The organism is Nitrobacter vulgaris, from assembly GCF_031453995.1.
Lineage (GTDB): Bacteria > Pseudomonadota > Alphaproteobacteria > Rhizobiales > Xanthobacteraceae > Nitrobacter > Nitrobacter vulgaris.
Window position 1 is genome coordinate 1 of sequence record NZ_JAVDPZ010000058.1, and the last position, 12221, is coordinate 12221.

General features: G+C 57.0%; 9 protein-coding genes and 4 pseudogenes. 4 read left to right on the forward strand and 9 right to left on the reverse strand.

The window, feature by feature from the left end; genetic code table 11:
* Window positions 1-1191: 1191 nt before the first annotated feature.
* The 3 genes and pseudogenes from GGQ85_RS19710 to GGQ85_RS19720 all read right to left on the reverse strand — a co-directional run bounded on the left by GGQ85_RS19710 (window position 1192) and on the right by GGQ85_RS19720 (window position 2331).
* Window positions 1192-1533 (reverse strand): hypothetical protein, encoded by a 342-nt coding sequence (locus tag GGQ85_RS19710; RefSeq protein WP_309775943.1) that lies wholly within the window; start codon window positions 1531-1533, stop codon window positions 1192-1194.
* 100 nt (window positions 1534-1633) lie between these two features.
* Window positions 1634-2003: pseudogene (gene ndk, locus GGQ85_RS19715) on the reverse strand (nucleoside-diphosphate kinase).
* A complete protein-coding gene (locus GGQ85_RS19720; RefSeq protein WP_309775944.1) occupies window positions 1924-2331 on the reverse strand; it encodes an Hsp20 family protein in 408 nt (135 codons plus the stop codon). Before GGQ85_RS19720 ends, ndk begins: the two are co-directional and overlap by 80 nt.
* Before the next feature lie 789 nt (window positions 2332-3120).
* Between GGQ85_RS19720 and GGQ85_RS21000 the strand changes: the two are divergent.
* Window positions 3121-3324, forward strand: a pseudogene (locus GGQ85_RS21000) (transposase); the annotation flags it as partial.
* Window positions 3325-3536: 212 nt separating this feature from the next.
* On the opposite strand, the gene GGQ85_RS19730 reads toward GGQ85_RS21000, so the two are convergent.
* Together GGQ85_RS19730 and GGQ85_RS19735 are read right to left on the reverse strand one after the other, a co-directional pair.
* A complete protein-coding gene (locus GGQ85_RS19730) occupies window positions 3537-3770 on the reverse strand; it encodes a hypothetical protein (RefSeq protein WP_309775945.1) in 234 nt (77 codons plus the stop codon).
* A 625-nt stretch (window positions 3771-4395) separates the two neighbouring features.
* Window positions 4396-4596, reverse strand: a complete 201-nt coding sequence (locus tag GGQ85_RS19735; RefSeq protein WP_079448316.1) for a hypothetical protein — start codon at window positions 4594-4596, stop codon at window positions 4396-4398.
* Window positions 4597-5672: 1076 nt separating this feature from the next.
* Between GGQ85_RS19735 and GGQ85_RS19740 the strand changes: the two are divergent.
* The 3 genes and pseudogenes from GGQ85_RS19740 to GGQ85_RS19750 all read left to right on the forward strand — a co-directional run bounded on the left by GGQ85_RS19740 (window position 5673) and on the right by GGQ85_RS19750 (window position 8075).
* Window positions 5673-6424: pseudogene (locus tag GGQ85_RS19740) on the forward strand (IS5 family transposase).
* Window positions 6425-7021: 597 nt separating this feature from the next.
* Window positions 7022-7408: a hypothetical protein gene (locus GGQ85_RS19745; RefSeq protein WP_131522895.1), complete on the forward strand. Its 387-nt coding sequence runs from the start codon at window positions 7022-7024 to the stop codon at window positions 7406-7408.
* A gap of 256 nt (window positions 7409-7664) precedes the next feature.
* Window positions 7665-8075: a hypothetical protein gene (locus GGQ85_RS19750; RefSeq protein ID WP_079448317.1), complete on the forward strand. Its 411-nt coding sequence runs from the start codon at window positions 7665-7667 to the stop codon at window positions 8073-8075.
* 197 nt (window positions 8076-8272) lie between these two features.
* Here the strand turns inward: GGQ85_RS19750 and glgX are convergent, their stop codons facing one another.
* The 4 genes and pseudogenes from glgX to GGQ85_RS19770 form a co-directional block, all read right to left on the reverse strand.
* Window positions 8273-10507: a glycogen debranching protein GlgX gene (gene glgX, locus GGQ85_RS19755; protein WP_309775946.1), complete on the reverse strand. Its 2235-nt coding sequence runs from the start codon at window positions 10505-10507 to the stop codon at window positions 8273-8275.
* Between the two features lie 188 nt (window positions 10508-10695).
* Window positions 10696-10893, reverse strand: a pseudogene (locus tag GGQ85_RS19760) (IS3 family transposase); the annotation flags it as partial.
* A complete protein-coding gene (locus GGQ85_RS19765; protein WP_309775947.1) occupies window positions 10865-11137 on the reverse strand; it encodes a hypothetical protein in 273 nt (90 codons plus the stop codon). The pseudogene GGQ85_RS19760 and the gene GGQ85_RS19765, both read right to left, overlap by 29 nt.
* An 881-nt stretch (window positions 11138-12018) precedes the next feature.
* The coding region (locus tag GGQ85_RS19770; RefSeq protein ID WP_309775948.1) for a hypothetical protein at window positions 12019-12221 on the reverse strand (203 nt) is incomplete at its 5' end.

Below are 12221 nucleotides of genomic sequence, written 5' to 3' on the forward strand. Positions count from 1 at the left end.
GGCTTCGCTGCTTGCGTGTCCACATCCCAAGTGTGAATCATATTCGCTGCGATACCGGAATCCCCGCCTAGCCCAATTTTCAAACAGGCTCTAAGCTGCCGAATTGCGCGCGATCCTTCTCTTCGGCCGAATACTGCCTGCGGGTCGCACGGCGGATGTCCTTGATGAGCTTGCTCCGCTGGCGCCTTTCCTGTCCCGGATTTCTTTCTCATCTTCGCTCCTTTGAAAGGCTACGATGAACCAGAAATCCTCCGCTCTCAGTCAAGCCGCTTTGGTCCCATCAGCGCTGACACCGGACAGGTCAGACTAATCCTGAGTTGGAGCGCATTAGCGGTCCTCAGAAGCTCTCTATGCTCTTCATCGCCGTCGGATTTATTACTTTGGTCGGACTGCTGGCCTGCTTGCCGGACGTCGCGGCGCCCTTCAAATGAAAACCCCCGCCAAAGCGGACTCGAACGGAGAGCATCAGCCGCAAGATGCTGGGCACCGAAGCGTTAAAAACCTCATTCGAACGATGGCTATGATCGATGCTGACGTTGGTGGTTCATCTGCCATTTCTGTATTTCGGAACGGTCGTCTTCGCGGCCATTTACATCGGCGTCGCTCGACGTCGCCGTCCCAAACGTCGCCGACATAGAGAATTTGATGAATGACAACCAGCAGACCCTAGACCCTGCGAAAGCCTTGGCTGATATCCAGGCGCTGGCCTGCGTTGCTCTAGAGAGCGCAGACCCTGCCGTCATGCGGCGCGATTTAGAAATGATCCTAACGACCACGGAAGAAGCGCTGCAGCCGAGGGTCGATCACTCTCGCCCGTGTGATCCCCGAACCCGAACTAGCCCGCTGTGGTTACTCCGGCGGGCCTTTTTGCTGCTCTCTGCGCCTGATTTTCGGCCGCTCGGCGCTAGCCGATTGGTGGCGGACTGCCATCGATCCAGAAACGCCCTCGTTGCGGCGAACGGTGGACCCGTCCACCGGGTCTATAACGCGATCTAATCGCCAGGCCGACTCTCAAGGCCGAGGCCGCGCTCGATGGCGGCGATCTTAGTGTCTAGTTCAGCTAGCCAGTCTTTGGCAGCGATCATACGGGGCTTGCCACGTCTGGCCTCCGACACAACCAAAGCTTCTTTCAGCCGGCGTAGACTTTGAAGTTCAATGCTTTTGGCAGGCTCCCAACCATGGCGTTCTCCTTCATGCAGCTTCTGAAATTCGGGAGGTCGATCGGCGCCGAGCCGGCTTCCCGCCGGGTGGTCGCGGACCATTGTCGAGTTCGGACAAAGCTTCCAGAATGTCGTCGATCGACACTGGTTGGAGCTGTCCCGGAAGTGCCCTTAGCGAGGGGTACGACGTGATAGCGGCGGCGTCCGAGGCCCAAGATGCCAAGATCGATCTCTTCTCGGCTAGCGTTAGTTCTTCGTCCGCCAGGACGTCGCGGGGGTGGTCGTAGACCGCCCCAGGATGAAGGATTGCGTTGAGGTCGTAAACGTTGAGGTCGTAAACGTTGTCGTCAAATGCACGGCCGGAATTGTTCATGTTGTCCTCCTCTCTCCTTTCGTTTCGGACGACGAAAAAATTAGGAATGGCTGTGGCGGCGGTCAAGATTTTGAAAGCAGAATTTTTCTAATCGCCTCCACTAGCCGACGATCTCGTTGCTCGAAAAAAACTGGGCGATTTCGACTACAGCGGTCTCAGTCGTGTCTGATCCATGCACGGAAATTTTCGCAGACCGACTTCGCATAGAGCTTGCGAATGGTGCCGTCGGCCGCCTTGGACGGGTCGGCTGCGCCGATGATCTCACGATGCTTGAGGATCGCGTTCTCGCCCTCGAGCACCTGCACGACCACCGGCCCAGAAATCATGAAGTCAACGAGTTCTTCGAAGAAGGGACGCGTCTTGTGCACGGCGTAAAACATCTCGGCCTGCTCACGGGTCATGCGGATGCGCTTTTGGGCCACGATCCGAAGCCCGGCTTTCTCGATCAGGGCGTTGATCGCGCCGGTCAGGTTTCGCGCGGTCGCGTCCGAAGGTCGCGCCCTTTACCTGAACGTAATCAGCCAAGCTGAATTGCCGTTTGAAATGGCGAGTGGAGATGCCGCGATACAGGTACTCTCGCTTTGTTTGTTCGGTCTTGGTGCCTTCGATGGTGACAACGTTCTGCTCTGCGGTGATGGAAATCTCTTCAGGCGAGAAGCCGGCAACCGCCAACGAGATCTGGTATCGATCCTCGCTTAACCGTTCAATGTTGTAGGGTGGGTAAGTATCCTCTGCGGCACGCTGAGCGGTTTCCGCGAGGTTCAGGAGGCGGTCAAAACCGATGGTAGACCGCGACAAGGTGGGCATTTCTTTAGGCCCCGCCGGCTTCTCTCAACCGGAACGGGTGAGCCCACAATCCACATGATCCCGCCCGATCAGGCCCGCCGTTGATGCATTTCCGGCGCGCCTGTTTGGGTACTCATGAGCGCGGTGAGATTGTCTGCCCGGGAGGCGAATGTTCCGGTCGAGAACATTCGCGTGCGGCTCCGACCGCTCGCTGATATCGGTCTTTCTCGGAAGGACATCCACGAAGCCCCACATTATCCGAAACGCGGGAATCGCTGATCACTTGTCCCGTACGTAATAGGGAACGTTCAGCTGGCTCGCAAAATTATGTGATGCTGGATAACTTTCCTTTCCTCCAATCCATCCACCGGCCCGCCGAGTTCCCGGCGACGGGCGTGCCCCACGCGAGCGAAATCCTACAACCGCTACGTGCGATGGCGAAAGGTCAGCGTGTGGGACCGGCTGATGGACGCCATCACCGCCGCACATGATGGCGACATCCAGATGATCGACAGTACCTCCGTTCGCGCGCACCAACAGGCCGCGACGGCAAAAAGGAGGGTACAGATCACTGCCTCGGTCGCTCCCGAGGCGGCCTCAGACGAAGATCCACGTCGTCGTCGATGCGCAGGGCCTCCCAATCCGGCTCGGCCTGACTGCGGGGCAGACGCATTGATGGGCAGCTCGCTGACACGCTGCTCGACCATCTCGGCCCGCGCACCATCGTGCTGGCAGACAAAGCTTGCGACGCCGACCGCATCCGTGAGCTGATCCAAGAACAAGGCGCCACGCCCAACATCCCGCCGAAGAGCACGGCATTGGAAGCCCTGCTTCAGCAAACGGCTCTACCGCGAGCGCAATCTTATCGAACCGTTCTTCTCCAACCTGAAGAAGCTCTTCCGTCGCGTCGCCACCCGCTACGACAAGCTCGCCGCCAACTTCCTCGCCATGGTCCAGCTCGCCTCAATACGGTCGTGGCTTCGCGCTTATGAGTTTACGACCTAAGCCGAATTCGCCGTTCAGCTAGACGCTATTCAGTTTTGGACCGCTTCGAAGGTTGGTGGCTTCGCGGCGAAGAGTTTCATTTATCCGGATCGACCGAAAGGCTTGCCGCGACTTCGCGAGCCGGTTGGTATTGATCGATCTGGGAGAGGACAGGACACAGAAAGCCCCGCCGGTTCGCTCCGGCGGGGACAATATGTTCTACAGGACCAATCTCAGTGCATGTCCGTGCAGACCTTCAAGGTTTTGATGCCGGTTTCTGCTTCGGCCCTAGTTTTAAAAATTCCGTTGTCGACAATGGTAGTCGTGGTCGTCGGCTTCTGGTCCACGATCCTACACTTCTTCGTCGCCGGGTCGCGGACTACGTAGTATTCTTCGTGAACTACGGCCTGAGCCAATGCGGATGTGGCCGCGAATGCTATGACCGCGCTCAAAATAACTTTCTTCATTGATGCGTTCCTCCGTTGTTCAACGGAGAGCCAAACGCGGTTGGCTTTGGGTTTGTTCCTCGCTCGCAGCTCATGTGGTTAGGGGTTTGGGCGCCGCTCAGCCGCCTATTTATCGGTAACCAGCACTCCTGCCTTCGGGGTTGCCAATCGGCAGCGAAGTGTCGCCGTGCACGGCCTTGCAGAAGACGATACGCGCCATGAATACGAATGGGCTGCCATGCTCCGCTGCCAGCACCCTCGCTGCTCGCTGCCATAGCTCATATGCGCAACGCTCGATCTGCTCTTGCGTTGGATCGCTTTCACACCGCTTGAGGGCGCACGGTCCCGCGGGGGCTTTGTATGCTGAGGGTGCGGGGCCGTGCGGGGCCGTGCGGGGCCGCGGTCGACCACGGCCCATTGGTATAATCGGCGATGCGGCGGGTCAGTTCCGAAAATGCGGTTGCTGGCTTACCAATCGGGACGCCTCCGCAGCGCGCCTTCGGCGAGCGCGTTCCAGTCCGCGGCGAGCCTCAGCCACGCCTGCCTGTCGAGGTCATACCTGGCCTGCTCCGTCCGACGTTATGGTCGGACATCCATTTGGGACCGTCCGGCAAGCGGAGCATGATCAGGATCTCGGAAGGGTCCGTCATGTCGGCCGCCGGAGCTCGGCCGACGCGAGCCATTTCTGCACGCGCGAAGACGCTTCGATCTGGCTGACGCGGCGCATGAGGAGGTCGCGGTACGCTTCGGAAGGGGATTTCTCCGCCTCTTCTAGGAGGCGCTGCGCCTCTTCGTCGAGGCGCTCCTGGAAGGTCTTATCGTGCTTGACGCGGATATGCAGGCTCATGACGGCTGTTCCTTTCCCTGCGAGGAAGGCTGAGCGCGACAAAGCGGTTTCGTCATATGCGAAGGAGTAGCGCGCTAATGTGCGCCTGAAATCGGCAAAGCGCGAATCATTTTTCTAGGCACTGGCGATTATTTTTTAGGCGCGGCGCCGACAGACAGTACCCTCACCGGAGGAGGCGGCGTCAGGACCCAAGCTCCATTCCCGTCACTTCGGTGGCCGCAATGCGGAAGCCGATGCTGCGTAGGAGCGCGGAGAAGTTGGGAGGCACGGTGATTTCGGAGGTGTAACTTCCAGAGGGAGTTACACCTCCAGCGGCCGCAATCGGCCTCACGCACTAAAGAAATCCGCGAGGCTCGCCCGCCAGATCCGTGAAGCCGCAGTCCTGGCATTGTTCCGACGCGTCAGCGTTGCCGGCAAGTTTGCTGCGCGCTGTGGCGTGAGGGGCGTGAGCTAATGTCGGTGACGATAGCAGTGGTACTTCCCTTTCTTCCAATAACCGTGGCATCGATGGCCATGACGGTGGTGTCCGTAGTAGTGGCCTCGACTTGGGTAGTAATATCCCTGATTATAGTAGTGTCCTTGGTTCGGGTAGTATTGTCCCTGATAGTATCCCTGATTAAAATACTGTCCCTGGTATGGTGCGCCGAACAATCCACCGACTGCACCTGCAGCACCACCCACACCAGCACCGACCGCACCGCCAACTATGCCGCCTACCGGTCCCGCTGCACGACTACCCTCGTATGCGCCTTGGTTGGCGCCACGCTCCATTCCGCCGAAGACGCCCTGAGCATGCACTTGATGCGGTATGGCAACTAGTGCCAGCACCACTGCAGCGGCTACTATTGGAAATACGTTTTTGATCCTCATCGGTGTTTCTGTCCTTTACTTGGATGATCAACTCCAACGGACTGTGCAGCGCCAAGTTCCACCATTCCGGGGACTCGAAAGAGGTTTCTTACTCTAGCGTTAATAAAATCGGCTCTGCAGTCGCGTGAATGCTAGGCTCAGAACCCATTAAATCTGTTGCGAGAGGACTGGCGGGTTGATTCAATGGTGATGTTTGGGACATCGCCATGGCCGATTTGTTGTTGCTGTCGGAGGCGCAGATGCGCCGGATTGAGCCGTATTTTCCGCTGTCGCACGGGATTGCAAGGGTTGACGATCGACGGGTGATCAGCGGCATCGTCTTCGTCATCAGAAACGGTGTGCGCTGGCGCGATGCGCCGCCCGGATATGGTCCGCATAAGGCGATCTATAACCGGTTCGTGCGTTGGAGCCGGCTCGGCGTGTTCAACAATATCTGCCGAGCTGGCACGCATAAGGTGACAAGCCCTCTCTCCTGATGATCGATGCGACGCATCTGAAGGCGCATCGCACCGCCGCCAGCCTTTTAAAAAAGGACCTGTTTCCCGATGTATCGGGAGCACGAAGGGCGGCTTGAACTCCAAGCTGCACGCCGGTCTGCGACGGTCAGGGACGCCCTGTCATCATGCTGCTCAGCGAAGGCCAGATGAGCGATTATAAGGGGGCGGCCTTGATGATCGATGCGCTGCCGCCCGGGAAGCAGTTGCTTGGCGACAAGGGCTACGACGCCAACTGGTTCCGCCAGGCGCTCGCGGCCCGCGGCATCACGGCCTGCATCCCATCGAAGGCCAGCCGCGCAAAGCCGATCGAACATGACCGCATGCTCTATCGCCAACGACACAAGATCGAAAATGCGTTCGGCAGGCTCAAGGACTGGCGCCGCATCCACACCCGCTACGATCGATGCTCACATACCTTCATGTCTGCCATCTGCATCGCTGCAGCCGGCTCTGATCAATGAATCCTGAGCCCAGTGTAAAAGTCCGGGCGTGTTAATCGTAGACCGCTGCAGCGGGTCGGATCGGACGAATTCCAGTCGGAATCGGCTCAATGCCTTAGGGAGCAGCATCGCACTCGTGCCGGCCACCGCTAGGAACCGCCGTCACAAGCCGCGGGCCAGTCCAAACCTCGAGCTTGCTATCGCCGGCGAAATGCTAGCCTTCCGGAGCGCTTCAGCATCGTTGCGACAGGTCATTTTGTCAAAACCGGCAATGCGGCCATCATCGCCGATTAGATAAGCTTGATATTTCTTCATGTTCCCGCCTCCTGGGCACAAAGGGGCGGCCGTAAACGTTTCCCGGCTGGTGAGGTTCCAAACGGGGTTAAGAGAATTGCAAGCTCATTGCCATCAGTGCTTCGGCTTGTGAAGACGATAACCAGAAGCTAGATGACGATCGCCTCTTGCGTAATCAGAGCCGCGCATCGAGATTGCAGTTGCCCCGCTGTAGACCGGCGAATGGATGAAACTTTTGTCTCACTTCTAGGTTGTGGGAGGGCGTTGACGACGTGCTTATTTCGAACCTCACTTTTCCGACGTTATTCCCTCAAGGAGACTAAGATGCGTAGCTCGATAATGCTGATAGCCGGAGCACTGGCGATTCTTGCGGGTCCCCTCGCGCAGCCTGCGCACGCCGACAGCAAAGACGAATTCAAGAAGGGATGCGAATCCAGCCGGCCGCCAGGCTCATTTGTCGAGAACGTGGATAATGTCCAATGCAACACGAGCGGCGGCACCACGATCACGTGCGATAAATCAATCAAGCAGTGCGGCGTGGCCTCGCTGGGCCCGGAAAAGCCGTGCACGCCCGGCGTCACGCATCGACTGGACCGGACAAGCGAGGTACTCGGCTTGAGTTGTCAGCCGATCGTGGTTCGCGATAGGACCGTGCCCTCCGGCATGGACTTGGATCACTCTGACCCCGCTTTTCCGGGATCGCGTCACTGATCCAGGTCGCGCCGTAACCGCCGCGAAATGCCAAGGAAGCCGTCAGCGCCCATTAGGCACTGGCGGCTTTTGTTTGCGCTACCTCGCCTCACTCAGATTGCACTGCTTGCCATTCCCGACGGGCCGGGAAAGCACGTCGCAGGAGAGAATAAACCATAAATCTGAGAAGGAAGTGCCCAAGCCGAGCGCATTGCAACCAACGTAAAATAGAACGCGTTATGCACCGGATTTGATGTTTTGGAGAGAGGATAGCGGCATGAAGAAGAAGCTGATGATAATTGCGACCGTAGCCACGGTCGGCAGCGCCCTCGTCGTATCGGCACCTGCTCAGGCTCAGCGATTTGGACCTGGTCTTGGAGTCGGCCTTGCCGTCGGCGCGCTCGCAGCGGGCGCAGCTGCGAGCTCCTTCTATGGACCGTACGGGTATTATGGCGGAGGCCCGTACTATGGATATGGCTATAGACCGGCCTACTATGGCGGCTGGGGTGGCTATGCTCCAGCGTATTATGGCGGCTATGCTCCGGCGTATTATGGCGGGTGGGGCCGCGGTTACTATGGCGGATATCGAGGCTGGGGCTATCGCGGAGGCTGGGGTGGTCGCGGTTATTATGGTGGCCGCGGCTATTACGGAGGCCGCGCGTTTTACGGCGGTCGTCGACGCTACTAATCTGAGTTTGAAACACCGGAGAGATCGCGGTGAGATCTCTCCGGAACACGGACGCCTGCATTGTGGCCCGCGTGATAGCATTCACCACCTGTGAAGAGCATCAGTTCGCTTTGGCCCTGCTCGCCGGACAGTCAGCCTGACGTCGATTCAGCCGCGTTTGCGGTGACGAAGATCAGGCCGACTTTCCGACGAGAGTCTCAGTCATCGGGCAGGTTCACGGCAGAGATTGATCCCATCATTTGCCGCAATTGACCGACCGAGTGACCCCGCGTCGACAGTGCAAAACCGACAAATGATCGCCCCGTTAATTCAAAGACATGGCCGGTTGGGTACGCCGCGGGTTGCTGGTCCGGTTGGTTGGTATCGATGATACAAAGCCACTGTGTCCCATCACTGACATCTGGCAAGGTCAAGTTCACCACGTCATGATACGAATTATAGGCGAGAAGAATGGTTGTATCCGAACCGCGGCGTTTGATTCCTGTCCGCTGGGCACGACCGTCAAGTAGCATACCGAAGCATCGAGCATTATCGTCCTGCCATTGCTCTGCTGTCATCTCGCGACCATCAGGTGAAAGCCATGTGACGTCCTTAACGTCCAATTCCTCATTGTAGGTTCCGAGGGGGAAGCGCGTGCGGTTGAGAATCGGAAAAGCGCGCCGGATGGCAATGAGCTTTCGCGTGAACTCGCGGAGCTCACGCCCCGGGGATGATTGTGATGTCCAGTCGAGCCAACTCGTCTCGTTATCCTGGGCGTAAGCGTTGTTATTTCCACTTTGTGTATGGCCAAACTCATCACCAGCGAGCAGCATTGGCGTGCCAAGTGACAGAATCGTGGTTGCCAGAAGGTTGCGTTTTTGGCGCTCTCTCAATCGAACGATGTTCTGATCGTCAGTCGGCCCTTCGACCCCATGGTTCCAGGAATGGTTATTGGAGTGGCCATCACGATTGTCTTCGCCGTTCGCTTCGTTGTGTTTGTGGTCGTAAGACACAAGGTCATTCAGATTAAACCCATCGTGAGCGGTGATAAAGTTGACCGTCGACCAAGGCTTGCGTCCACGCTTGTTGAACAGATCGCCAGATCCAGAAATGCGTTTTGCCATTTCGGGAAGCATTCCGGTGTCGCCCTTCCAATAGCTGCGTACTGTGTCGCGAAACTTATCGTTCCATTCTGCCCAGCCAGGCGGGAATTGGCCGACCTGATAGCCTCCTGGTCCGATATCCCATGGTTCGGCTATCAGTTTGACGCTCGAAAGAACCGGGTCCTGGCGACAGGTGTCAAGAAAGCCTCCACCTTCGTCGAAGCCATAGGGCTCACGCGCAAGAATTGTCGCAAGGTCGAATCGGAAGCCATCGACCCGCATTTCTGTTGCCCAGTACCGCAATGAATCGGCGACCATTTGCAACACGCGCTGGTGAGACAGGTTGACTGTGTTTCCGGTCCCGGTGTCATTTATGTAGTAGCGCCTCTGATCGGGCATGAGTCGATAATAGCTGGAGTTGTCGATTCCTTTGAACGAGAGGGTTGGGCCTAGCTCGTTGCCTTCAGCCGTATGGTTATAAACGACGTCCAGGATCACCTCGAGCCCGCTCGCGTGAAACTGGTTGATCATTTCTTTGAATTCGCCCACCCCGCCGGAGCGCTGATAACGTGGATCGGCGGCAAAAAAGCCTAGCGAATTATAGCCCCAATAATTGCGAAGTCCTTTTTCGATGAGATAGCTATCGTCCACGAAGGCGTGAACGGGAAGCAATTCTGCAGCCGTGATCCCGATAGAACGTAGATACTCCGGTATCCTTGGATGGGCCAATCCTAGGAACGTGCCACGATCCTGCTCCGGCACCATGGGGTGGCGCTTGGTGAAGCCCTTGACGTGCATTTCATAGATAACTGTCTGCTCCCAGGGATTATCAGGCTTTGCCAGCCGTCCCCAAGTGAACGCTGGATCCACAACCCGGCATTTCTGCATGAGCTTGGCACTATCACGGTTGTCAAAGGATAAGTCTTTGTCCGCATGGCCGAGTTCATAGCCGAAGAGCTCAGGTCCCCAACGCAGTTCGCCGACCAATTGCTTCGCATAGGGATCAAGCAGAAGCTTGTTGGGATTAAAGCGGTGCCCGGCCAACGGCTCAAATGGGCCGTGAACGCGATATCCATAGACTGTTCCGGGCCGAGCAGTTGGTAGGTAGCCGTGCCATACCTCGTCGGTGTACTCGGGAAGCTCGATCCTCTCGAGCTCGGTCTCGCCGTCGTCATCAAAAAGGCAGAGTTCGACCTTTGTGGCATTCGCCGAAAAGATCGCAAAATTGACGCCAAGACCATCCCAGGTCGCCCCTAAAGGAAACGGCTTACCTTCTTGTACTTGGGTTTTTCGAAGACCGGCTGCGAGAACAGAGAGTGCCTTTCGCTCGTCCGACGCGGTCTCGTTCATTTGATGTCCCCAAAGGGGAACAACGTGAAACGTCGATATTGAGTTCCAATCATGCGCAGATCTTCAGGAGTGTTCATCGAAACCCAAAATGCCGTGGAGCTCTTCTGCCCATTTCTTTCTAAGTTGAAGAGTTGGTTTATCATCGTTGATTGAATGCCCCGGGTTTGCCGGAGGCTATTTCGTTTGAGTCACGCCGCCAGTTTCTGCTCATTGAGCGTAGCGTAGTAACGTTCCTCAGCTTCGGCCGGCGGGATGTTGCCGATTGACTCCAGCAGCCGGCGATTGTTGAACTAGTCGACCCAGCTCAGCGTCGCGAGCTCGACGGCTTCGAAACTCCGCCAAGTTCCACGTCTGACCTCAGCCTTGTAGAGCCCATTGATCGTTTTCCGTGTCCAGGAAGCCTGCCCGCCAGCGCTGCGTCATTGCCGTTCTCGAAAGGTCGAAGGATTTATCCGGTCCGGCCTCTCCGAGACCTGGTCGATAGCTAATGAGGTAGATCGAGTCCTGGACAACTTTACCCTCGAGTTGTGCCCGCAGCCGGCGAGCTTCCACAGCATAATCGCAGACGTTGATAAGTCTGATTTCCAAACAGTAGATCATTTTTTCGTTCTGCCGCCGCTTCCAGCCCATCAGGCACGGGTCCGTCTCGCGCGAAAAGATCGATGATGTAGAGATGGACTGGTCTTGTTACTTCGAGAATGGGATCAAAGGACGCATTGAGCGAAAGACCGCCGTCTCCCAGCCACTTGTCGTCGATGGGTACAGGACCGAATTCAGCAAGAAGCCTGCACTCGCAAGGAGGTGCTCCATCCGGATCGTTTCCACCTGGGAGTTGAAGAGTACCGGATCGCCAGTCTGAAGGTCCGGAGCGACAATCGTGATACGGAGGGGACCGTCGTTAAGCCTGCCAAAGTCGATTAACTCACCCAGGCGCTCCCGCGCGGGCGCCAGATCGTACAAGCCGTAGAAGCGTGATGTAGGCAGGGCAAGATGCGGATAGAAAAAAACTGCTCTACCAAATAGGTGTGTGCTGATCGAATTCATCCAAGCGAAACCGTGGCGGGACGAATCGGTCTTATCAGCGCGGGAAGTCGCGTCAGCCTGCCAAAAGCTAGGCAAGTTCGACAGTCGCAGTTTGGGTCGACTGCCCGCGATCAGGGCGACGCTGTTGGCATCCGGCGGACGAGCCCATGATCCAGTCTAGCGATATCGCTTGCCTGTGCAATCGCTCGAAGGCTCCGCCGTGGTACGCGCCGAGACCAAGACCTCCAGATAAGACGAGACATGTGAGCGGACTATCGAGCATCATGACCTGTTGATGCGATCTTAATGAAAATCAACTCACGGGCCGCCGTTCCTTCATCCTGAAGATCGCTATATGATCACGACGACGAGCTCGGTCCTGGTTTAATTTTATTTCGTTCTGAGAGAACGAATCCAGTCATGCAAATAGACCAGGCGCAAACCGTAAAAAATGGTTTTGAATCGATATCGCCGCGTAAGCCTGAGCATCAACCCCAGCGCACCTGCTGGCGCCTTGTGTACTCCTCGAATGCCCTCTCGTGTTCCGGTTCGTACCGATAACGCGACCAACCGTCCTCGGCCTCGCCGTCGTATTGGGCAAAGAGAAACAGGTATATACGGAGCCGTTGGTTATCGTCGGTGTTCCGAACGTAAAACGTTCTCATGTTCCAGACCAGAGTTTGCCCATGAC